Annotated in this window: 21 protein-coding genes; 10 read left to right on the top strand and 11 right to left on the bottom strand. The window is 68.5% G+C overall.

Features of this window, described 5'->3' with window-relative positions; genetic code table 11:
- The 5 genes from C3942_RS04535 to C3942_RS04555 form a co-directional block, all read right to left on the bottom strand.
- On the bottom strand, positions 1-759 hold the full coding sequence (locus tag C3942_RS04535) for a hypothetical protein (RefSeq protein WP_104229176.1): 759 nt from the start codon (positions 757-759) through the stop codon (positions 1-3).
- An 11-nt stretch (positions 760-770) separates the two neighbouring features.
- Entirely contained in the window at positions 771-2,489 is a 1,719-nt protein-coding gene (locus C3942_RS04540) for a hypothetical protein (RefSeq protein ID WP_104229177.1), read from the bottom strand.
- Entirely contained in the window at positions 2,486-3,130 is a 645-nt protein-coding gene (locus C3942_RS04545) for a hypothetical protein (RefSeq protein ID WP_104229178.1), read from the bottom strand. Before C3942_RS04545 ends, C3942_RS04540 begins: the two co-directional genes overlap by 4 nt.
- Positions 3,131-3,137: 7 nt before the next feature.
- A complete protein-coding gene (locus C3942_RS04550) occupies positions 3,138-5,537 on the bottom strand; it encodes a hypothetical protein (RefSeq protein ID WP_104229179.1) in 2,400 nt (799 codons plus the stop codon).
- 293 nt (positions 5,538-5,830) lie between these two features.
- A complete protein-coding gene (locus tag C3942_RS04555) occupies positions 5,831-6,301 on the bottom strand; it encodes an HIT domain-containing protein (protein WP_104229180.1) in 471 nt (156 codons plus the stop codon).
- A 97-nt stretch (positions 6,302-6,398) separates the two neighbouring features.
- Here C3942_RS04555 and C3942_RS04560 point away from each other — a divergent pair, with 97 nt between their 5' ends.
- On the top strand, positions 6,399-7,049 hold the full coding sequence (locus C3942_RS04560; protein ID WP_243393513.1) for an NAD(P)H-binding protein: 651 nt from the start codon (positions 6,399-6,401) through the stop codon (positions 7,047-7,049).
- Between the two features lie 132 nt (positions 7,050-7,181).
- Here the strand turns inward: C3942_RS04560 and C3942_RS04565 are convergent, their stop codons facing one another.
- Genes C3942_RS04565 through C3942_RS04585 form a run of 5 tightly spaced genes read right to left on the bottom strand, consistent with a single transcriptional unit; the run spans position 7,182 to position 10,690 of the window.
- On the bottom strand, positions 7,182-8,072 hold the full coding sequence (locus C3942_RS04565) for a PPK2 family polyphosphate kinase (protein ID WP_104229182.1): 891 nt from the start codon (positions 8,070-8,072) through the stop codon (positions 7,182-7,184).
- A 42-nt stretch (positions 8,073-8,114) separates the two neighbouring features.
- On the bottom strand, positions 8,115-8,831 hold the full coding sequence (gene trhA / locus C3942_RS04570) for a PAQR family membrane homeostasis protein TrhA (RefSeq protein WP_207765995.1): 717 nt from the start codon (positions 8,829-8,831) through the stop codon (positions 8,115-8,117).
- Positions 8,828-9,256, bottom strand: a complete 429-nt coding sequence (locus C3942_RS04575) for an NfeD family protein (protein ID WP_104229183.1) — start codon at positions 9,254-9,256, stop codon at positions 8,828-8,830. Before C3942_RS04575 ends, trhA begins: the two co-directional genes overlap by 4 nt.
- An 18-nt stretch (positions 9,257-9,274) precedes the next feature.
- The gene (locus C3942_RS04580; RefSeq protein WP_104229184.1) at positions 9,275-10,225 is read right to left on the bottom strand and encodes an SPFH domain-containing protein; all 951 of its coding nucleotides are present in this window, start codon (positions 10,223-10,225) and stop codon (positions 9,275-9,277) included.
- A gap of 45 nt (positions 10,226-10,270) precedes the next feature.
- Positions 10,271-10,690, bottom strand: coding sequence for a SufE family protein (locus C3942_RS04585; RefSeq protein WP_104229185.1), 420 nt, complete (start codon positions 10,688-10,690; stop codon positions 10,271-10,273).
- Positions 10,691-10,803: 113 nt separating this feature from the next.
- Between C3942_RS04585 and msrP the strand changes: the two genes are divergently transcribed.
- Positions 10,804-11,775, top strand: a complete 972-nt coding sequence (msrP, locus tag C3942_RS04590; protein WP_104229186.1) for a protein-methionine-sulfoxide reductase catalytic subunit MsrP — start codon at positions 10,804-10,806, stop codon at positions 11,773-11,775.
- On the top strand, positions 11,775-12,395 hold the full coding sequence (msrQ, locus tag C3942_RS04595) for a protein-methionine-sulfoxide reductase heme-binding subunit MsrQ (protein ID WP_104229187.1): 621 nt from the start codon (positions 11,775-11,777) through the stop codon (positions 12,393-12,395). The genes msrP and msrQ overlap by 1 nt, the downstream gene beginning before the upstream one ends.
- Before the next feature lie 152 nt (positions 12,396-12,547).
- On the opposite strand, the gene C3942_RS04600 is transcribed toward msrQ, so the two are convergent.
- Positions 12,548-15,034, bottom strand: coding sequence for a penicillin acylase family protein (locus C3942_RS04600; protein ID WP_104229188.1), 2,487 nt, complete (start codon positions 15,032-15,034; stop codon positions 12,548-12,550).
- 116 nt (positions 15,035-15,150) lie between these two features.
- Between C3942_RS04600 and rph the strand changes: the two genes are divergently transcribed.
- The 7 genes from rph to C3942_RS04635 all read left to right on the top strand — a co-directional run bounded on the left by rph (position 15,151) and on the right by C3942_RS04635 (position 21,128).
- Complete coding sequence (gene rph / locus C3942_RS04605; RefSeq protein WP_104229189.1) at positions 15,151-15,867, top strand: ribonuclease PH; 717 nt, start codon at positions 15,151-15,153, stop codon at positions 15,865-15,867.
- A 4-nt stretch (positions 15,868-15,871) separates the two neighbouring features.
- Positions 15,872-16,465 carry an RdgB/HAM1 family non-canonical purine NTP pyrophosphatase gene (gene rdgB / locus C3942_RS04610; protein ID WP_104229190.1) on the top strand — a complete coding sequence of 198 codons (594 nt, stop codon included), beginning with the start codon at positions 15,872-15,874 and terminating at the stop codon, positions 16,463-16,465.
- Between the two features lie 3 nt (positions 16,466-16,468).
- Positions 16,469-17,653, top strand: coding sequence for a radical SAM family heme chaperone HemW (hemW, locus tag C3942_RS04615; protein ID WP_104229191.1), 1,185 nt, complete (start codon positions 16,469-16,471; stop codon positions 17,651-17,653).
- 36 nt (positions 17,654-17,689) lie between these two features.
- The gene (locus tag C3942_RS04620; RefSeq protein WP_104229192.1) at positions 17,690-17,875 is read left to right on the top strand and encodes a CPXCG motif-containing cysteine-rich protein; all 186 of its coding nucleotides are present in this window, start codon (positions 17,690-17,692) and stop codon (positions 17,873-17,875) included.
- Between the two features lie 196 nt (positions 17,876-18,071).
- Positions 18,072-18,317, top strand: a complete 246-nt coding sequence (locus C3942_RS04625; RefSeq protein ID WP_104229193.1) for a type B 50S ribosomal protein L31 — start codon at positions 18,072-18,074, stop codon at positions 18,315-18,317.
- Between the two features lie 163 nt (positions 18,318-18,480).
- On the top strand, positions 18,481-19,740 hold the full coding sequence (locus C3942_RS04630; protein ID WP_104229194.1) for a malic enzyme-like NAD(P)-binding protein: 1,260 nt from the start codon (positions 18,481-18,483) through the stop codon (positions 19,738-19,740).
- A gap of 92 nt (positions 19,741-19,832) precedes the next feature.
- Entirely contained in the window at positions 19,833-21,128 is a 1,296-nt protein-coding gene (locus C3942_RS04635; protein WP_104229195.1) for a citrate synthase, read from the top strand.
- The last annotated feature ends 48 nt before the right edge of the window (positions 21,129-21,176 follow it).

Raw genomic sequence — 21,176 nt, forward strand, 5'->3', positions numbered from 1 at the left:
CTACGCATTCTTGAGCCTCACGTACAGCAGCGTGCCGGCCTTCTTCACCGCCGCGGTGATCGCCGCGTCCAGGTCGCTGCCGGCCGCGGCGGGCAACTGGTCCACGGCCACGCCGCTGAACTTCGCGTAGACCTTGCTCTGCGCCGCGGCGGGCACCTGGCTGCTGTTCATCGCCCTGACCTGAGTGACCTTGAGCTGGCGGTCGGTCACCAGCAGCAGGAAGAAGGTCTTGCCCTTGAACTCCGCCGGGAAGATCAGCGCGGTACCGGCCGGGCGCTTGTCCTGCAGCGGCACGTAGATGGTGTTCTCGTCGGCCTTGCCCAGGACGGCGCCCAGGGTCTTGGCCCGGGCGATGTCGGCCTCGGTCAGGATCGCGTCGCGCGGCAGGTACTCGCGCACGCCGGGGAAGGCAGCCTGCACCTCGCGCGGGATCAGGCTGGCGGTATCCAGCCAGTCACCCTTGCTGGCCGGCGTGGAACTTCGGTTGCCGGGATTGGCGCGGGCCTGGGCCTCGGCGCCATTGGCGGCACCGTCGCCGTCGGCATCGTTGCCGGCGATCTTCGCGAAGGACCCGGCGTTCATGCCGGCAGTCTTGAACTGCTGTCCGTAGGCGTTCAGCGGCGTGCCGCCGCCGTCCTTGTGGCAGGCGTTGCAGGACGGCGCATAGCCGTACTCGGCCTTGTACATCCGGGCGAAGGCGGGTTCGGCCTGGGCCTGGGGGAACGCGAGAACCAGCAGCAGGGGCAACAAACGCTTCACCGCGTCCCTCCTCAGAAATCGAACAGCCCGGGCACCGTGGCGCGCATGCGCTCCAGCAGCTGCGGGTCCTTCTTCAGCGCCGCCTCCAGCGCGGTGCGCTGCGGCGAATCCGCCGGCGGCATCAGCGTATGGGCCTTGTCGCTGCCGCGGTAGCGCTCCCAGTCCAGCACGTCGCGGATCTTGGCGGTGGCCCTGACCTGCTCCAGCACCTCGGCCTCGCTGCGCCCGCCCATGAAGTCCAGGCGCCTGGCGGGGTTGCCGCGATGGCAGCTGAAACAGTACTCCTCGAAGGGATGCAGCGGCGAATCCGCGGCCAGCTTCAGCGGCGGGCCGCCGCTGGCCTGCGGCGGCGACATCTCGGCGGTGGCCAGGCAGCAGTAGGCCGGCGCCGTCTTCTCGCCCAGCACGGTCAGCAAGGCCTGCATCGTCTTCACCCGCGAGAACGGGCCAGGGCGGAACAGTGCCGGGTCCAGGCGGTCCACGGCGGCCTCCAGCGCCTCGGGACCGAGGCCGCCGGCCTGCTCCAGGCGACGGCGGTCCCCCTCGCTGAACAGCGCCGCCAGGCCATAGATGCCGTCGATGTCAGCCGCCGTCAGCAGGCGCTTGGGCGGGCGCGGCGTCAGCGGGTCCAGGGACGCAGGCAGTTTCGGCAGGCGGTCGAAGGCCACCAGGTCCTCGTTGTTGCGCGCGCCCTCGCCCGGCTTCGGTTCCGGGGTGAACAGGCCGCGGATGCGGTTGCGCAGGCCGCGCCGCTCAGCCAGCGGATCGCGGTTGCGCAGGTCGGACTCCGGCACGGCGATGCCTTCGGCAGGCCAGGCCGCGGCCTGCATCCGGCGCAGCTCTGCGGCCTGCGACCCCTGCGCGTCGAAGCTGCCGGGGTCGGAGAGGTAGCGCAGCGCCAGCTTGAGCATCAGGCGCCGGCAATCCGCGCCCCCGGCACCGCAGGCGTCGATCCACAATTGCTGCGTCACCGCGACGAAGGCCCCGGTGTCGGTCAGTTCATCGAAGCGCTCCGGCGAAGCCAGCGGCTGGGCGGTGGGCATGCCGAGATAGGGCTCGCCGCGGCGCGCCGCGGCGATCTGCGCGGCGATCTCGGGCTGGCCGTTGGTCTCGGCCCAGGGACGCTGCGGGAAGATCGGCGTGGCGCCCTGGTGGCAGGTGGTGCAGACCGCGCGCCGCGCGTAGACGATGCGGCGCGCGCCGGTGGCGGAGTAGTCCTGCACCAGCTGGAACTCGAAGCGGCCCGCCGCCTCGTTGTAGCTGAGCACCTCGATCTCGTTGGCCTCCTCGACGAAGCCGAGGAACAGCTGGCCGCGCGGCGCCAGGCCCAGCGAGGCCGGCGTGCCCGGCGCCTGGAAATCGGCCGCCACCAGCACGCGCGGATGGCGGAAGTCCGCCTGTGCCTTCAGCAGTGAGCGGCCCTGCGGGATCATCAGGGTCACCGGCATGCGTCCTTCCGGATCCTGCTTGCGCAGCATCTCCACCAGCTTTTCGAAGGGATACGGCAAGCCGTCGTTCTGCGCCACCAGGTGGTCGAACAGCGAGCGCGTGCCGGCCGGGGGCAGATCCTCGCTGGCGATCAGCTTCGCGCTCAGCCGCGGCGCGGCCTGCGCCGGCTGCTGCGCGCTGCGCGCGACGATGTCGGGCCCGCGCGGCCCCGGCGCCGGGCGCAGCCACAGCCAGGCGGCGACGCCCAGCGCAGCGACCAGCAGCACGAGGGCGCGCTTCATGCCGCGCTCCCGCGCTCGGCCCAGGCCGCGGCGGCGGCAAAGGCCAGGTAGCCGGCCAAGGCCATCGCGGCGACGGCGCGGGCATCGTCCATCAGCCAGGGTCCCAACGTATGCGCGGCCTGTACCACCGACAGCACCGCGGCGAGCGTCCAGGCACGCCGCGCGTGCCGCGGCAAGGTCCGCGCGTACAGCGCCGTGCTGCCGAGCAACAGGACCAGCTCCAGAGCCAGCTCCGGCACCGGGTAGTTCCACAGGCCCAGGCCGAGCTTGTGCTGGTTGCCGTACAGGGGCAGGTCCGGCGCATGCACCAGCAGGTCCAGGAACCAGTGCGAGGCCACCGCGGCCGCCACCGCCAGCGCCGCCGCACGGCCGTCGCCGCGCCGCAGGGCATGCCAGGCCAGGCCCAGGGCCGCGGCCCAGGCCGCCGTCGCCAGCAGGCTGTGCGTATAGGGCATGTAGTAGAGGTCCACCGGAAAGGCCGCGGTGAAGCCCGGGACCACCCGCGCCTTCTCGATGCCCGCCATCACCAGCAGCGCCCAGCCGATGTCCACCGCCTGCACGGCGAGGAACATCGCCCACAGCGGCACCCTCGGCTGCGAGGCCTTGAGCGCGAAGGCGGCGCTGTAGTGGCCGACGAACATGCGTCCGCTACATCAGCTTGAGGAATTCGCGCAGCGCCAGCTTGTCGTCCTTCGACAGCGACACGCCGAACTGGTGCCCCTTGTTCTCCACCAGGTCGTCGCATTTCATGAACAGCGGCGAGTGCGGATCGGAGGAGGTGAAGGCGGCGATCGGCGTACCCTTCTTGACCGTCAGGCGGATCGGGCCCTGCTGGTCCTCGCGCGGCGCCAGCTTGATGTCGCGGTCGGTGACGCTGATCTTCTGCGGACGGTGCGGCGTGACGTTGGGATTGTCCGAGGTCAGCAGCTCGTCGAAGGCGATCTCGAACTGCTTCACGCGGCCACGCACGGTGTAGTCGATCGCGCCGTTCTTCAGGTGCGTCAGCTCGCCGATGGCATTGTTGTGCAGGAACGGCGCGGTGGCCCAGGCCGACAGCAGCGAGAAATTGCGCAGGTAGCCGCTGCCGCCCTCGATCTTCTTCTCGCCCATCACGCGCCCGCCCAGCCCCGGGACCATGCGGTTGAGCACCTGTGGCACCGAGCCCGGCGAGGGCCGCTGGCGGAAGGTCTCGGAAGCGAACTGCTCCCAGATGTGCCCGGCGTTGTGGTTGTCATGCATCGCGCGGCACATGTTGGTGCCGATGATGTTGAACGGCACCGGCTCGTCGTTGGCCAGCCAGTCCTGGCCGAGGAAATCCTTGCCGACGAACTGGCGCGGGCGCAGCCTGCCGCTCTGCGGGTCCTTGGCCAGGTACTTGGCCTGGAAGGCCGCCGAGTTGCGCTCGGCCTCGCTGAACTCGTATTGCCAGTAGTCCTCGGCACCGAAGACATGGCCCTCGTAGTAGCGCTCCAGCGCGGCCTTGTCGGCACGCACATTGTCCGGCGCGAACTTGGAGCTGTGGCAGCCGGCGCATTCGCGGGCGAAGACCTTGCGCCCCTGCGGCACCCTGGCCAGGTCGATGAAGGCGGAGCCGGGCGTGCCGTCGACGTCCGTGGCCTTCAGCAGGTAGGTCGGCCCGCCGGTCATCAGGAAGGAGGCCAGCTCCGGCATCTTGGCGTCGGCGTAGTTCCAGGCCTCGCAGTCCTTGGCGCATTGCGCGATGTCGAAGGGCTTCTGGCGCGCCTGGTCGCCGAAGAACGTGCCCGGCTTGGGGAACTTGGGCGTCCAGCATTCCTCGGTGCACATGCCGATGTTGACGTAGACGCGGATCAGCGCCAGGTGCTCGCCGACGCTGTCCTCGCCGCCCTTGAGCACGTGGCGCGTGCGGGCCTTGGAGATCTTGCCGGTGACCGGATCCTTCATCTGCTCCTCGAACAGCCGCTTGTTCGAGAAGTCCATGATGTTGTTCTGGGTGCCGGGGTTGTGCTGGAAGTCGGTGGCCACCAGCGAAGTGTCGATGGTGCCCACGCGATGACCCAGGCCCAGCACCTGCCGCGACAGCGAGTCCTGCGGCGTGCCCATCACGTACTGCATCGGCTGCATGGTGTACTGGTTGCCGATGGTGGCGTGGATGTTCTCCCACCTGGGCTGGTTGGGGTCCTTGGGCGGGTTGGTGGGGTCGAAGGCCACGTGGCACTGCACGCAGGGCCCGCCCAGCACGTAGCGCAGGTTCTTCTGCAGCTCGTCCTTGCGGTAGGGTGAAGTGGCCGGATCGAAGGTCACCTTGCCCGAGGCGTCCCGGGTCGGGTCCTGGTAGTACTTGCGGTAGCCCAGCACGCCGGAACTGTGGGCGTCGGGGCAGCGGTCGTACCAGTGGGTGCTGGCGTCGCCTTCCGTGCAATCCGGGTCGTTGATCATTCCCCACTTGGTGAAGCGGTGCTTGCGCTCGCGCGTATCGAGCCAGGGATACCAGACGTTGTCCTTGCCCACGGTGCGCGTGGTGTGCAGGTATTCCTCGTCCTGGTTGCCGAAGCTGCCCTTGAACCAGACGTCGCGGCCGCGACGCACCTGTTCGCGCGCCAGCTGGGCCGCGGCGGGGTTGGTCTTGGCCAGGTCCTTGAACAGCTGGTTGACGTAGCGGCAGGACTCGGCGTCGTAGCCGGTGGGCTGCGGCTGGTCGCAGGGCGGCGGCGGCGCCTGCGGGATCGGCACGATGTCCCAGGTGATCGGCCCCTGGAACGGCGGGTAGTGCGGCGGGGAGCTGCCGTCGCGCCAGACCTTGCGGGCGGCCAGGGTGTCGTAGAAATGGGCGTCGTACCAGGCGCGGTCCTTCTGCACCTTGGGCGAACCCTGCCAGGTGCCGGTGGTCAGGTTCAGCCGGACCAGGTCGTCCAGGGAAATGGACCGGTAGGTGGCGGTGTAGGGCGCATCGGGCACCGGATAGAGGCCGGCGCCCCCGGGCGAGGCATAGGGCGCGGGAGCGGCGGGCGGCGCGGCCAGCGCCACGGGTGAAGACAGCAACAGCGCCCACAGCAGCCGCTTGACCATGCCAATCCCCTCGTCTTTCGTTCTTGGTGTGCTGGAGCCGGATGGCCCTGGCCCGCCTCGGACGGGCGGTGCCGGGCCAGTCTAGGGACCCGCCACGGGGGGAAGCAAGCCAAGGGACTGCCAACCCTGCCGCCATCGGTGCGCCGCCCTGCGGGCAGCCTTCGGGGCGACCGCCTTGGCGCAGGGCGGCATCCCGAGACGCGCGGCGGACAAGACGTACATCAGCGGCCCCGGGGCGCCGCCCTGCGCCGAAACGATCTCCGTCGCAGCGAGCGCGGCGGAGTTGACGGTCCCTACTGGTCGGCCGGCGGAGTGACGGCGGGAGCCACCGTGCGCAGCGGCATCAGCGGCAGTTCCAGCCGCGGCAGCAGGCGCTCGATCTGCGCCAGCGCCTCGCCCTCCGAGTAGGGCTTGGCCGGGTGCTTGCCCCAGACCGGAGAGGGCCAGGCGGCGTCGGTGGTGAAGCGCACGATATGGTGCATGTGCAGCTGCGGCACCACGTTGCCCAGCGCCGCGATGTTGAGCTTGTCGCCCTTGTAGGCCTGCGCCAGGGCGCGGCTCAGGATCATCGATTCCCGGAACAGCTGGGTCTGGTCGGCCGCATCCAGCTCGTGGATCTCGCGGACGTCGTTGCGCCGCGGCACCAGGATGTACCAGGGATACCGGCTGTCGTTCATCAGCAGCAGCCGCGACAGCGGCCAGTCGCCGGCCACGATGCAGTCGGCGTTGAGTCGGGGATGAAGGGTGAAGGACACGGAAGTCATGGGCCATCCTTGGCGTCAGGCCGCTTTTGACCAGCCGACGCCGCCGCAGTTTCAATACCGGCGGTTACACTGCCGGCCATCGATTGAGGATAGCACCGTGAACGAGACCAAGACCGCCCTGCTGGCCGGGGCCACCGGCGCCGTCGGCCAGAAGCTGCTGCCGCTGCTGCTCGCCTCCCCCGACTACGGCCGGATCAAGGTGATCGGCCGCCGACCGCCGGCCCAGCGCCATCCCAAGCTGGAAGCGATCAGCAGCGACTTCGGCGACCTGCCGGCGCTGGGCGCGAGCCTGGCGGCGGACGACGTCTACTGCTGCCTGGGCACCACCCAGGGCAAGGCCGGCCGTGACGGCCTGGAGCGGGTGGACCATGACTACGTACTGGCCCTGGCCGCCGCCGCCCTGGCACAGGGCGCCCGCCAGTTCTTGGTCGTGTCGGCCATCGGCGCCTCGGTCCATTCGCCCTCGTTCTATTCGCGCGTGAAGGGCCGCATGGAGCAGGGCCTGGCGGCACTGGGCTACCCCTCGCTGCGCATCGTGCAACCCTCGCTGCTGCTGGGCGAGCGCGACGAGCACCGCCCCGGCGAGGCCTTCGCCCAGAAGCTCAGTCCCCTGCTGTCGCCTCTGCTGGCGGGGCCGCTGGCCAAGTACCGGCCGATCACGACGCAGGCGGTGGCCGAGGCGCTGCTGACGCTGTCGCGGCGGCCTTACCAGGGGACAAGGATTCATACGCTGCCGCTGCGGGGATAAGCACCGGGGCACATTCCGCTGTCGGGTTTAAGGGCGGACACCGCGCCGTCGTATCACATGCGCGGATCCACGAGGGCGGGAGTCCCCGCCTGTCGCGGAAGGCGGGATGCTCCGCTCTGCGGCTCAGGCCGGCTACCGATCCTTGCGCAGCTTCTCCCGCATCTCGTCGAAGCGCAGCTTCTCCTCCGGTTCCAGCTCGGGGTAGCGCAGGTCCAGCTTCTTGAGGCTGGAGACGATCAGCTCGGCCACGGTGGCACGCATGAAGGGCTTGTTGTCCGCCGGGATCGCGTACCAGGGCGCCCAGGGGCGCGAGGTGGCATTGAGCGCGGCCTCGTAGGCCTTCATGTACTCGCGCCAGAAGCCGCGCTCGGTGATGTCCCCGCTCTCGAACTTCCAGTTCTTCTCCGGCTCGTCCAGGCGGGCGAGGAAGCGCTGGCGCTGCTCCTCGCGCGACACGTTGAGCCAGAACTTGAGGATCAGCGTGCCGTTTCGCGCCAGGTGCTTCTCGTGGTCGCGGATCGATTCGTAGCGCTCCTCCCAGAGATCGTCCAGCTTCTTGGGGATGCGCGGCAGCTTCTGGTACTTGAGGAACTCCGGGTGCACGCGCACCGCCAGGACCTCCTCGTAGTAGCTGCGGTTGAACACGCCGATGCGTCCGCGCTCCGGCAGGCGCGCGGACGTACGCCAGAGGAAATCGTGGTCCAGCTCCTGCAGCGAGGGACGCTTGAAGGAATGCACGTCGCAGCCGGCCGGGTCCACGCCGGTGAGCACGGCGCGGACGGTGCTGTCCTTGCCGGCGGCATCCATCGCCTGGAAGATCAGCAGCACGCTGTGATAGTCGTTGGCGTAGAGGATGTGCTGCAGCGCCGACAGTTCCTCCACCGCTTCCGCCAGCCAGAGCTTGCAGGTCTCCTTGTCGGCGCGCTTGGCCGGCGGCCTGGTGGCCGCGCGGGCCACGCGGAACGTGCCGTCGTAGGGGACGAGGTAGGGACTGCGGACCGCGGCGAAACCGTTCTTGGGCATGGGCTCTCCTCTTCTGCCGGGAGTCTGGGGCCCTGCGGCCGCTCAGTCCTGGGGCCCGGGAATCACGTACAACAGGATCGCAAAGAAATGCAGCACGCTGCCGGCCAGCACGAACAGGTGCCATACCGCATGGTGGTAGCGCAGGCTGGTCCAGGTGTAGAAGGCCACGCCGCCGCTGTAGGTCAGCCCGCCCGCGAACACCAGCCACAGCGCCGCCGGCTCCAGCGCCACGAGCAGCGGCTTGATCGCCACCAGCGCGCACCAGCCCATCAGCAGGTAGATGGCCAGCGAGACCTTCTCGAACTTGCCGGTGGCGAAGATCTTGAACACCACGCCGGCCAGGGCCAGCCCCCAGGTGAAGGCAAACAGGCCCCAGCCCCAGGGTCCGCGCAGGGTGATCAGCGTGAACGGCGTGTAGGTGCCGGCGATCAGGAAGTAGATCAGGGAATGGTCGATCACCCGCAGTACGCGCTTGGCACCCGGCAGCGGGATCGAGTGGTACAGCGTGGAGGCGGCGTACATCAGCACCAGGGTGCTGCCGAAGATCGCCGCCGCCACGATATGCCAGGCGTCGCCGTAGAGGGTGGCCTTGGCCACCAGCACCACCAGCCCGACGATCGACAGCACGACGCCCAGGCCATGGGTCACGGCATGGCTGATCTCCTCCCCCAGCGAGTACAGGTTCTCGGCGCCGGTGATGTGCGGCGGCTGCAGCGGATGCCGCAGCGGGGTGCCCTTGGCGTGTTCGGGCTCGATTATGCCGGCTCCACGTGCAGGGTGGCGCCATCGGCACGGGTGACCCGCACCTGCGTGCCGGCGGGCACGTCGGGGCCGGTGATGCGCCACTGCGAATCATCCACGCGCAGCTTGCCGACGCCGTTCACGATCGGGTCCTTCAGCGTGAAGTTGCGGCCGATGTAGGACTGGCCGCGTCGGTTGAGCATGGGCTGGTCGCTTTCCTGCGCCGGCGGACGGAACTTCTTCCACACCAGGAAGCTGGCCAGCGACAGTGCCGCGAACAGCACCAGCTCCAGCTCCCAGTTCAGCGGCAGCACCCAGCTCAGCGCACCGACGATGATCGCCGAAGCCCCGATCCACAGCAGCACGAAGCCGGTGGGCAGCAGCATCTCTGCCACCAGCAGCACCAGCCCGAGGACCCACCAGTGCCAGTAAAGCACGTCCATCGCGTCTCTCCGCTGCGCTTACTTCGGGGCGCCCGAAGCGGCCTTCTTGGTCAACTCGGCGATGCCGCCGAGGGCGCCGATGACGTTGCCGGCTTCCAGTGGCATCAGCACCAGCTTTTCGTTGGGGCTGGTGGCGATGCGGCCCAGTGCCTCGATGTACTTGGTGGCGACGAAGTAGTTGATCGCCTGCACGTCGCCCTTCTCGATGGCCTGCGACACCATCATGGTCGCACGGGCCTCGGCCTCGGCCTGGCGCTCGCGCGCCTCGGCGTCGCGGAAGGCGGCTTCCTTGCGGCCTTCGGCATCCAGGATGGCCTGCTGCTTCTCGCCCTCGGCGATCAGGATCTGCGACTGGCGCTCACCCTCGGCCTTGAGGATCGCGGCCTGGCGGAAGCCTTCGGCTTCCAGGATGTTGGCGCGCTTCTCGCGCTCGGCCTTCATCTGGCGCGCCATGGAATCGACCAGGTCGGTCGGCGGACGGATGTCCTTGATCTCGATGCGGGTGACCTTGATACCCCAGGGCGTGGTCGCCTCGTCCACCACCGACAGCAGCTTGGCGTTGATGTGGTCGCGCTGGCTCAGCAGCTCGTCCAGGTCCATGGACCCCATCACGGTGCGCAGGTTGGTCATGGTGAGCTGCATGATCGCCAATTCCAGGTTCTGCACCTCGTAGGCCGCCTTCGGCGCGTCCAGGATCTGGAAGAACACCACGCCGTCCACGCCGACCATGGCGTTGTCCTTGGTGATGACCTCCTGCGAGGGCACGTCCAGCACCTGCTCCATCAGCGACAGCTTGCGGCCGACGCGGTCCACCCAGGGCACCAGCCAGTGCAGTCCGGGGGTGAAGGTGGCGCGGTACTTGCCGAAGCGCTCGATCGTGTATTCCTTGCCCTGCGGCACGGTGACTACACCCTTGAACAGGGTGACGATCGCGAAGATCACCAGTGCATAGAAGAAGAAGACGCCCATCGCCGCTACTCCTTTGTGGATGGAGCCGATTCTATCGGCCCTGTGTTACGCGCGCGCAAGCTCCTGGCGCGCGATGTTCTGGATCCGCTCGACCATAGAATAGAAGCCATTGCGGCGGTTCATCGTGATATGGTTCTCCAGTCCGAGGCGGGTGAAGATCTCGCCGATGTCGGAATCCGCGATCTCCCGCGGCGTCTTGCCGGAAACCACCGCAAACAGCAATGCGATCAGGCCCTTGACGATATGGGCATCGGAATCGCCGCGGAATTCCAGGGTGGGGGGTGTCCCCGGCCTCAGGCTGTGCGCAAACCAGACCTGCGACATGCAGCCTCGCACCTTGTTGGCCTCCGTGTGCTCCTCCGCCGGCATCGGCGGCAGCTTGCGCCCCAGGTCGATCAGGAAGCGGTAGCGCTCCTCCCAGTCGCCCAGGAACTCGAAGGTTTCGATCAGTTCGTCCAGCTCCATATGCTCGTTCGTCCGCGTTTCATGCTGCAGCGTCCGGACATTATGACAGCGACGAACGGCGGGCATCCGGCGGTGTCACACTGGCGCCATCCAGGAAGCCGCCCGGAGCGTCCATGCTGATCCGTATCCTGCCGCCGTCCGCCGTACCGCCCAGCGACATCACGCCGGAACCGGCCTACTACCGGCGCCGCGAGATCCTGGCCCGCATGGGCCTGGGCGCGGCGGCGCTGCTGGCCGCCGGCTGCGGGGACGCCGCGGCGCCCGCCGCTCCGGCCGCCCCCGCGAACACGGCCGCGGGCCTGAAGATCGCCCGCCGCAGCGAGCAGGCCGGCGGCGAGACGGTGACCCCGTTCGAGACCACCAGCACCTACAACAACTACTACGAATTCGGCACCGACAAGGGCGACCCCTCGCGCAGCGCGCACAGCCTGCGCACCCGCCCCTGGTCGGTGGCGGTGGACGGCGAATGCGAGGCGCCGGGCCGCATCGACCTGGACGCGCTGATCCGGCCGCACGCCCTGGAGGAGCGCATCTACCGCCACCGCTGCGTGGAGGCCTGGAGCATCGTGGTGCCCTGGCTGGGCTTCCCGCTGGCGGACCTGCTGAAGCGCTTCAAGCCGACCTCGAAGGCGAAGTACGTCGCCTTCGAGACCCTGTACGACAAGGAGCAGATGCCGCTGGCGCGCTGGAGCGGCCTGGATCTGCCCTACAGGGAGGGCCTGCGCATCGACGAGGCCATGCACCCGCTGGCCTTCGTTTCGGTGGGCATGTACGGCAAGGTCCTGCCGAACCAGAACGGCGCGCCGCTGCGCCTCACCATTCCCTGGAAGTACGGCTACAAGAGCATCAAGTCGGTGGTACGCATCCGCTTCACCGAGAGGCAGCCCGTCACCACCTGGAACCAGATGGCGCCGCAGGAATACGGCTTCTACTCCAACGTGGACCCGGCCGTGGACCACCCGCGCTGGAGCCAGGCCACGGAGCGGCGCCTGGGCGAGCTGTTCAAGCGCAAGACCCTGCCCTTCAACGGCTATCCCGAGGTGGCCCCGCTCTACGCCGGCATGGATCCGAAGAAGCTCTACTGATGGCGGCATTCCGGCGACCGCTGCTGTGGTGGCGGCTGGCCGCCTGGACGCTGGGCGGAGCCCCGCTGCTGTGGCTGGCATGGCGCGTGGCCACGGCCCGCCTGGGCGCCAACCCGGTGGAATTCCTGGAACACCAGACCGGCCTCTGGTCGCTGCGCCTGCTGCTGGCCACGCTGGCGATGACGCCGCTGCGCCGGCTGAGCGGCCGCTCCGAGGCGATCCAGGTCCGTCGCTTGCTGGGCCTCTGGGCTTATGCCTGGATCACCCTGCACTTCGCGATCTATCTGACCTTCGACCTCGAGTGGTCGACGGCGCAATTGGCCAAGGACCTGGTGAAGCGCAGCTACATCACCCTGGGCTTTTCGGCCTGGCTGCTGCTGCTGCCGCTGGCACTGACCTCCACGCGCGGCTGGCAGCGGCGGCTCAGGCGCCGCTGGACCCTGCTGCACCGGCTGGTCTACCCGGCGGCGATCCTGGCCTGCCTGCATTTCCTGTGGCTGGTGAAGTCGGATGTGCGGGAGCCGGCGATGTATCTGGGGATTCTGGCCGTGTTGCTTGCCGCCAGGCTGGGGCGGCGGGGCAAGGCCCCCTCGGACGCGCAGGGTTCCCGTTCACGCTGAGCCTGCCGGACCGTGGACGGGAACCCGTTGACCGCCGGCGATGGAATCCGTCCGTACCTCGACCGTCTCGGTACGAACGGACTCCTGGGGCCTGCCATCCCTTTCCCCGTCGCTGCGACGGGGGAAGGGATGGCAGGCCCTGGAGCTTTCGCTTATTCGCTCAACCGGTATTTCCGGATCGCATCCGCCTCGATCTGCTCCGCCCTGAACGGCAGCTTGTGCCAGCGCTTGGCCGAGTATTCGCGGGTGTAGTCGGAGAAGTGCGGATTGGCCGGATCGGTGGACTCGGAGTAGGTGAGGAAGCCCTCGGCCTCCACGCCGTCCTCGCCCCAGGTCACGGTCTGGATGTAGCTGTTGCCGTAGTCGATGTTGTAGCCCTCTTCGGAGATCGGGCCGGCGACCACCACGGTGAAGGCACCCTCGAAGTCCTCGCCGCCGAAGATCGGGATGGCCTTGTCGATGAAGCCGGGATGCTGGATCTCGCCCATCGGGGCATCCGGCGCAAAGCCGGCATCGGCAACGGCCTTTACCGCGTCGGCGAAGGCCACGCTCACCGTCGGCAGCAGCACGTTGATGCCGCGCGGCGTGTTGACCGGGTCGCTGGCCGAGAACGGCGTCAGGTACAGCAGCGGGTTCTCGGGCCCGATCGGCAGCGGCAGCAGCGGGCCGGCGACGCGGCGGTAGAACTCGCGCCAGACATGCGCACCCCTGGAATCCAGATTGGCCTTCAGGTCCCAGTTGCGCAGCGCCTCGCAGGCGGCGGCCACGTTCACCGGGCCGGAACTGCCCACCAGGGTCGGCAGGCGGCAGAGCGTGCCCACCACCGTATCGCGCTCCATCTGCGCCGACAGGATCTGGCTGGACAGCGCCACGTCCTGCAGCGTGGGAATGTCGAAGCGGTTGCCGGGCCGGCCGTCGGTGCCGCCGAGACGCCGGGTGATCTGCTGGATGCACAGGCGCGTGCGCAGCGAGCGGGCACTGCGTTCCGAGCCGATGATGCCGGCGTAGCCCTCCAGCGGCTCGGCCGGGTTGGTCAGCCAGTAGCTGTCGTTGCAGTTGTGCACCCAGTCGTCGCGCTGGATCTTCGGCAGGTTCGAGGGGCCGAAGATGCCCGGCCGCGGCGCATCCTCGTCGGTGTCCCATTCGCAGGCCGAGCGCGAGCCGTCCAGCAGCGGCAGGCCCGGCGCCAGCAGCTGCACCACCTGGTGCAGCGGCACCGCCTGGCAGGTGGTGACCTTGGAGTCGGGGACGTTGGGAACCACGCTGATGTCGCCGTAGTAGGCCTTGCCGCCGGGGCCGCTGGCCACGGTATTGACCCAGGGAATGCCCAGCACCTCGCCGTGCAGGCGGATGAACTCGTCCAGGCTCGCCGCCTGGTTCCAGCGCGCGAACTGGTTGATCAGGCTGTCGTTCTCGGCATTGGCGTCACGCAGCGCGTAGGCCTTGAGGTTGTTCCAGCCCAGGATCGGGATGCCGGCGGCCTTCAGCACCAGCACCGGGCCGTAGTGGGTCTTGTACAGCGTGCGCGTTTCCTGCGAGAGGCTGCCGTCGCCGTTCTTCACGTCGATGGTGAGCGGCACGGCCGTCATGTCGCGCATCTGACCGTCGTAGAGATACTGCGTCGGGTTCAGCGGATTCAGCGTCAGCTCGTAGAAGGTGAAGCGGTAGGCAGTGGAGACCGTGTGGCTCCAGGCAACGTGGTCGTTGAAGCCGATCAGGATCGCCGGCACCCCGTAGAGCGAGGCCCCCATGATGTCGAACTTGCCGGGGATCGTGGCATGGGCCAGGTACAGCCGCTCGGTGCCGATCCAGGGGAAATGCGGATTGCCGTAGACCACCGAGCGCCCGTCGGTGGTGGCGTCCTTGCCCAGGGCGTACATGTTGCTGCCGAACTTCCGGTCCTTCTGGAAGAAGCGGAACGGGCCCGGATCGCTGCGCAGCGCGGCGGCTTTCTGCTCCGCCGTGGGCTCGGCGGCCGGCCGGGCCCGCGCCGCGGCGGCGCTGGCGGCCGGCAGAGACAGCGGCGGCGGCTGTGCGGTGGCGATCTCGTTGATCCAGACCGAGCCGGAAGCGATCAGCGCCAGGCGGTAGTAGCGCCGGTACATGTCGTTCTCTTCGATCTCGAAAAGCCAGTCGGCACCGCGGCAGGCGGCATGGCGCCCTTCGTGGCCGCCGGCCTTCAGCTCGCGGATGTAGCGGTTGTAGCCGTCGACGAAGCCCCTGGTGACGGCCTTGTAGTCCGGCAGGGTGTGGTCGCGCGCCGGGGCGATGGCTTCGTCGGTGGCGCTGCTGCGCCAGTAGAAGTCGCTGTCGACGTTGTTCGCGGTGGTGCCGTTGGGCTGGATCGTATAGCTGCCGTCGCGGCCGAAGTAGCGCGCCCGCAGGCCGCGGATGGTGACGAAGTCCTCCTGCATCACGCAGAGGTTGTCTTCCGCGAAGGCATAGCCGTAGCCATAGCCCAGGCTGCCAAAGTCCTGTGCCTTGATGTGGGGAATGCCCAGGGAAGTGCGGGTGATGTCGACGCCGTACTTCACCCCGCCCGGACCGGGCCCTTCCGTGGCGGTCTTTTCATCGGACCGGCTGCAACCGCCCACGAGCACCACCGCGGCCACCAGGCCGCCCACCAACCCCTTGCGCATGAATCTCTCCTCGGAATACTGCAGACCTTCGGGGGTCTGTCATGTTTCTGACACGATCATAGCCGCTGCCCGGCGCGCCCGCCGTATAATTCGCGGCCCTTAGGCGAGATTTACATATGCCCACCCGTGTCTCCGGCCGCACGCCGGACCAGCTCCGTCCGGTTTCGATACAACGCCAGTTCACCCGCCACGCCGAAGGTTCGGTGCTGGTCAGCTTCGGCGACACCCGCGTGCTCTGCACCGCCAGCGTGGAGGAGCGCGGCCCGGCCTGGAAGAAGGAAGGCGGCTGGGTCACGGCCGAATACGGCATGCTGCCTCGTGCCACCCATACCCGCGGTCGCCGCGAGGCCGCGCAGGGCAAGCAGTCCGGCCGCACCCAGGAAATCCAGCGCCTGATCGGCCGCTCGCTGCGAGCCTGCGTCAACCTGGAAGCGCTGGGCAACTACACGATCACCCTGGACTGCGACGTGCTGCAGGCCGACGGCGGCACCCGCACCGCCGCGATCACCGGCGCCTACGTGGCGCTGGCCGACGCGGTGAACGCCATGCTGAAGAAGGGCCAGATCAAGAAGAACCCGCTGTTCGGGCAGGTGGCCGCGGTGTCCGTGGGCATCTCCGGCGGCCAGCCGGTGCTGGACCTGGACTACGCCGAGGACTCGGGCTGCGAATGCGACATGAACGTGGTCATGAACGAGGCCGGCCAGTTCATCGAGGTACAGGGTACGGCCGAGGGCCACGCCTTCCGCCGCGAGGAACTCGACGCCCTGCTGGACCTGGCCACGGCCGGCATCCTCCAGCTGATCGAGTTGCAGCGAGAGGCGTTGAAGGCGTAGCGGCATGCCCACCGAAGTCGTCCTCGCCAGCCGCAATGCCGGCAAGCTCAAGGAGATGCAGGCCCTGCTGGCGCCGCTGGGCTGGGAGCTGCGCCTGGTCACCGACTTCAGCGACGAGGAGCCGGAGGAAAGCGCGCCGACCTTCATCGAGAACGCGCTGATCAAGGCGCGCCACGCTTCGAAGGTCTCGGGCCTGCCCGCGATCGCCGACGACTCCGGCATCGAGGTCGATTTCCTCGACGGCCAGCCCGGCGTGCATTCCGCGCGCTATGCCGCCAAGGGCGCCGGCGACCGCGCCAACAACCGCAAGCTGATGGGGGCCCTGGAAGGCGTGGCCGAGCAGGATCGCGGCGCGCAGTTCGTCTGCGTGATGGTGTTCCTGCGCCACGCGGCGGATCCCACGCCGCTGATCGCCCAGGGCGCCTGGCGCGGCCGCATCCTGCACACGCCGCAGGGCGAAGGCGGCTTCGGCTATGACCCGCTGTTCTGGGTGCCGGGCCATGACTGCAGCGCCGCCCAGCTCGACCCCGCCGTGAAGAACCGCCTCTCGCACCGTGCCCAGGCCGCGGCCGAGCTGCTCGACATGCTGCGTGACTGAGACATGAACCCCGGCGCCGCCGGCCCCGGCGCAGCTCCCGTCCCCGGTCCAGACCCGGCGATCCCGCTGGCGCTGTACCTGCACTTCCCCTGGTGCGTCCAGAAGTGCCCCTATTGCGACTTCAACTCCCACGCCCTGCGCGGCGAGACGCCCGAGGACGCCTACGTCGAGGCCCTGGTCCGCGACCTGGAGCATGAGTTGCAGGACGGCGAGCGACGCCCGCTGGCCTCGATCTTCATGGGCGGCGGCACTCCCAGCCTGTTCTCCGGACGCGCCATCGGCCGCGTGCTGGAAGAGGTGGGCAGGCGCCTGAGCTTCGCGCCCGGCATCGAAATCACGCTGGAGGCCAACCCCGGCACCGCCGACGCCTCGCATTTCCGCGGCTACCGCGCCGCCGGGGTGAACCGCCTTTCCATCGGCGCGCAGAGCCTGGATGCCGCGCAGCTGAAGAAGCTGGGCCGCATCCACGATCCCGGGCAGGCCGTGGACGCGCTGCGCCTGGCCCGGGCCGCCGGCTTCGACAACATCAACCTGGACCTGATGTTCGCGCTGCCGCAGCAGACGCAAACCGAGGCCCTGGCCGACCTGGACGGGGTGCTGGCCCTGCAGCCGGAGCACGTCTCCTGGTACCAGCTGACGCTGGAGCCCAACACCGAGTTCGCCGCGCGCCCGCCGCCGCTGCCCGACGACGATGCCGTGGCAGCGATGTTCGACGCCGGCCAGCAGCGCCTGGCCGACGCCGGCTACGCGCAATACGAGGTCTCGGCCTATGCCCGCCCCGGCCGCCGCGCCCGGCACAACCTGAACTACTGGGAGTTCGGCGACTACCTGGGCATCGGCGCCGGCGCCCATGGCAAGCGCAGCGGCCCGGCCGGCGTCGTCCGCCGCGCCCGGCACAAGCATCCGAGGCGCTACCAGGAGACCGCCGGGACCCCGGCCGCCGTGCAGGAGCAGCGCCGGCTCTCCGCCCAGGAAATGCCGGTGGAATTCATGCTCAACGTGCTGCGCCTGAACGCCGGCGTGGCGGCAAGCCTCTGGGAACAGCGCACCGGCCTGCCGCTGTCGGCCCTGGACCTGCCCCTGGCCGAGGCCCGTCGCCGGGGCCTGATGGAGGCCGATCCGGCCCTGCTGCGGCCCACGGCGCTGGGGCACCGGCACCTGAACCGGCTGCTGGAGCTGTTCCTCTGAGCCAGAATCGGCCGCACGGCCGGCTGTGAGAACACCATGCTCGAAGAAGCCGTCGTCACCTGCCCGGCTTGCTGGGAACAGATCGTGCTGGAGCTCGATCTGTCCGGTGGATCAGCGGTTTACGCCGAGGACTGCCCTGTCTGCTGCCGGCCGATGACGGTCCGGCTGACGGTAGGCGAAGACGGCGGGTTCGAGGTGCAGGTGGAAGCCGAAGAAGGCTGAGCCGCCCGGTCGAGGCCCTCGGGGCGCCATCCAGGGCGGAAGTTCATCACCGGGTCCGGCCGCGGCCCGGCCCTTCGTGGCCGGGCTTCGACGGGGCGAAGGTCCGCTGGACCTTCGCCTTCTCCGCCTCACCTTGCCTCCGCCCGCCCTTACCATTACACTGCGCGCCCTTTTAGTTTTGCCGGAAGCTGCTGTCATGAAAGAAGGCATCCACCCCGAATACCGCCCGGTCGTGTTCCGCGACTCGTCCATCGGCCAGAACTTCATCATCCGTTCGACCGTGAAGACCAAGGACAAGATCACCCTCGACGGCCAGGAATACCCCCTGGTGAACCTCGATACCTCCAGCGCCTCGCACCCGCACTACACGGGCAAGCAGAAGGTGGTGGACACCGGTGGCCGCGTGGGCAAGTTCAACGCCCGCTACGCGCGCAAGTCCTAAGCCGCACCCGAGCTTCACGCAAGGCCGCCCCCTGGGCGGCCTTGCCGTTTGTACCCCCCGCTTCAAACCACGGCAGCCGAACCCTGCCGGGCAGTACCGCTGTACCGGCCAGGTTCCAGCCGCCGTTCCATCCACGCGTATCCAGGCAGAAGGCACTGCGCGCATGAACGACCAGCTGAAGAAGTCCGCTCTGGACTATCACGAGTTTCCGAGCCCCGGAAAGCTCGGCATCGCCATTACCAAGCCCTTTGAGACGGCCGCCCAGCTGTCGCTGGCCTACACCCCCGGCGTCGCCGAGCCGGTACGCGAGATCCAGGCCGATCCCGAGAACGCCTACCGCTACACCGCCAAGGGCAACCTGGTGGCGGTGATCTCCAACGGCACCGCCGTGCTGGGCCTGGGCGACTGCGGGGCCCTGGCCGGCAAGCCGGTCATGGAGGGCAAGGCGGTCCTGTTCAAGAAGTTCGCCGACATCGATGTCTTCGACATCGAGGTGGATGCGAAGGAGCCGAAGGACTTCATCGACACGGTGGCGCGCATCGCCCCGACCTTCGGCGGCATCAACCTGGAGGACATCGCCGCGCCCAGCTGCTTCGAGATCGAGGAAAAGCTGATCGAGCGCTGCGACATCCCGGTGTTCCATGACGACCAGCACGGCACCGCCATCGTGCTCTGCGCGGGCCTGCTGAACGCCCTGGAACTGGTGGGCAAGAAGATCGAGGACGCCCGCATCGTCTGCCTGGGTGCCGGCGCGGCCGGCATCGCCTCCATGCGCCTGGCGGTGGACCTGGGAGCGCGCCGCGAGAACATGCTGCTGGTGGACCGCAAGGGCGTGATCCACCGCGACCGCGAGGACTTCTCCTCGCTGAACAAGGAAAAGCTGGAGTTCGCCTCGGCCGCGGCAGCCGAGCGCCGCAGCCTGGCGGGCGCCTTGGCCGGTGCCGACGTGTTCATCGGCGTGTCCGGCCCGGGCCTGATGAAGCCGGAATGGCTGATGCTGATGGCGGAAAAGCCCGTCATCTTCGCCCTGTCCAACCCGGACCCGGAGATCCGTCCGGAGGACGCCCTGGCGGTCCGCAAGGACCTGATCATGGCCACCGGCCGCAGCGACTACCCCAACCAGGTCAACAACGTCCTGTGCTTCCCCTTCCTGTTCCGGGGCGCCCTGGACGTGCGGGCCCGCTACATCAACGCGGCCATGAAAACCGCCGCGGTCCGGGCCATCGCGGCCCTGGCCCGGGAGCCGGTTCCGCAGGAAGTGCTGGCGGCCTATGGGCAAAAGTCGCTATCCTTCGGCCCCGACTACATCATCCCCAAGCCGCTCGACCCCCGCCTGCGCGACCGTGTCGCCCCGGCAGTGGCGCGCGCGGCGGTGAGCAGCGGCGCTGCCCGCCTGCCCTATCCCGCGCACTATCCGGCCTGAGGAAGACTTCGTCACCAGGGAAACGTCTGGGGGAGCGCGGGCCGGCACGGTTCTCGCTTCAGGATTCGCCACAAAAGTATTGCGGAGCAAGCATGAGCGACGTCAGCTACAGTCTGGTCAACAACGCCACCGGTGAGAAGACCGATCTGCCGGCCATCGGCGGCACCCTCGGCCCGGTCGGCCTCGACGTGGGCAAGGTCTACGACAAGCTCGACGTCTTCACCTACGACCCCGGCTTCAGCTCCACCTGCTCGACCAAGTCGGCCATCACCTACATCGACGGCGACAAGGGCGTGCTGCTGTACCGCGGCTACCCGGTGGCCCAGCTGGCCGAGCACTGCAGCTTCATCGAGGTGGCCTACCTGATCCTCAACGGCGAACTGCCGAACAAGGACCAGCTCGCGGCGTTCGACATGAACATCCGCAAGCACACCATGATCAACGAGAACCTCAAGGGGTTCTTCGGCGGCTTCAACTACGACGCCCACCCGATGGCCATGCTGACCGGCATCGTCGGCTCGCTGTCCGCCTTCTACCACGACACCACCAACAACAAGGATGCGCGGCACCGCGAGATCTTCGCGCACCGCATGATCGCCAAGATCCCGACGATCGCCGCCGCCGCCTACAAGAAGTACTACGGCCAGCCGTTCGTCTACCCGCAGAACCACCTGGACTACTGCAGCAACCTGCTGCACATGATGTTCGCCGTGCCGGCCGAGCCGTACCACGTCGACCCGATCGCCGCCAAGGCGCTCGACGTGCTGTTCATCCTGCATGCCGACCACGAGCAGAACGCCTCCACCTCGACGGTGCGCATGGCCGGCTCCACCGGCACCAATCCCTACGCCGCGATCGCCTCGGGCATCGCCGCCCTCTGGGGCCCGGCGCACGGCGGCGCCAACGAGGCCGTGCTGAAGATGCTGGAGGAGATCGGCGACGTGAAGAACGTTCCGGCCTTCATGGCCAAGGTCAAGGACAAGACCTCGGGCGTGCGCCTGATGGGCTTCGGCCACCGCGTCTACAAGAACTTCGACCCGCGCGCCACGATCATCCGCGAGCAGTGCCACAAGGTGCTCAAGCACCTGGGCAAGGACAGCGATCCGCAGCTGGAGCTGGCGATGAAGCTGGAGGAGATCGCCCTGTCGGACGACTACTTCAAGGCCCGCTCGCTGTACCCGAACGTCGACTTCTACTCGGGCATCATCTACAAGGCCCTGGGCATCCCGGTGAACATGTTCACGCCGATGTTCGCCATCGCCCGCACCGTCGGCTGGGTGGCTCACTGGATCGAGATGGTCGCCGACCCGACGATGCGTATCGCCCGTCCGCGCCAGGTCTACACCGGTGCCGGCGACCGCAACGTGACGCCGATCGCGCAGCGCTGAGCGAAGCAGCGGTGCAAGAAAAAGCCCTCCTTACGGAGGGCTTTTTCG

The sequence above is a fragment of the Solimonas fluminis genome (assembly GCF_002930645.1).
In the GTDB taxonomy this organism is placed as follows: domain Bacteria; phylum Pseudomonadota; class Gammaproteobacteria; order Nevskiales; family Nevskiaceae; genus Solimonas_A; species Solimonas_A fluminis.

Coding starts and splice junctions, on each gene's coding strand:
- C3942_RS04635 (WP_104229195.1), top strand. CDS start 19,833: ATGAGCGACGTCAGCTACAGTCTGGTCAACAACGCCACCGGTGAGAAG.
- rdgB (WP_104229190.1), top strand. CDS start 15,872: ATGCCCACCGAAGTCGTCCTCGCCAGCCGCAATGCCGGCAAGCTCAAG.
- C3942_RS04550 (WP_104229179.1), bottom strand. CDS start 5,537: ATGGTCAAGCGGCTGCTGTGGGCGCTGTTGCTGTCTTCACCCGTGGCG.
- C3942_RS04585 (WP_104229185.1), bottom strand. CDS start 10,690: ATGGAGCTGGACGAACTGATCGAAACCTTCGAGTTCCTGGGCGACTGG.
- msrP (WP_104229186.1), top strand. CDS start 10,804: ATGCTGATCCGTATCCTGCCGCCGTCCGCCGTACCGCCCAGCGACATC.
- C3942_RS04600 (WP_104229188.1), bottom strand. CDS start 15,034: ATGCGCAAGGGGTTGGTGGGCGGCCTGGTGGCCGCGGTGGTGCTCGTG.
- C3942_RS04565 (WP_104229182.1), bottom strand. CDS start 8,072: ATGCCCAAGAACGGTTTCGCCGCGGTCCGCAGTCCCTACCTCGTCCCC.
- C3942_RS04625 (WP_104229193.1), top strand. CDS start 18,072: ATGAAAGAAGGCATCCACCCCGAATACCGCCCGGTCGTGTTCCGCGAC.
- C3942_RS04545 (WP_104229178.1), bottom strand. CDS start 3,130: ATGTTCGTCGGCCACTACAGCGCCGCCTTCGCGCTCAAGGCCTCGCAG.
- rph (WP_104229189.1), top strand. CDS start 15,151: ATGCCCACCCGTGTCTCCGGCCGCACGCCGGACCAGCTCCGTCCGGTT.
- C3942_RS04540 (WP_104229177.1), bottom strand. CDS start 2,489: ATGAAGCGCGCCCTCGTGCTGCTGGTCGCTGCGCTGGGCGTCGCCGCC.
- C3942_RS04575 (WP_104229183.1), bottom strand. CDS start 9,256: ATGGACGTGCTTTACTGGCACTGGTGGGTCCTCGGGCTGGTGCTGCTG.
- C3942_RS04555 (WP_104229180.1), bottom strand. CDS start 6,301: ATGACTTCCGTGTCCTTCACCCTTCATCCCCGACTCAACGCCGACTGC.
- C3942_RS04620 (WP_104229192.1), top strand. CDS start 17,690: ATGCTCGAAGAAGCCGTCGTCACCTGCCCGGCTTGCTGGGAACAGATC.
- C3942_RS04580 (WP_104229184.1), bottom strand. CDS start 10,225: ATGGGCGTCTTCTTCTTCTATGCACTGGTGATCTTCGCGATCGTCACC.
- hemW (WP_104229191.1), top strand. CDS start 16,469: ATGAACCCCGGCGCCGCCGGCCCCGGCGCAGCTCCCGTCCCCGGTCCA.
- msrQ (WP_104229187.1), top strand. CDS start 11,775: ATGGCGGCATTCCGGCGACCGCTGCTGTGGTGGCGGCTGGCCGCCTGG.
- C3942_RS04630 (WP_104229194.1), top strand. CDS start 18,481: ATGAACGACCAGCTGAAGAAGTCCGCTCTGGACTATCACGAGTTTCCG.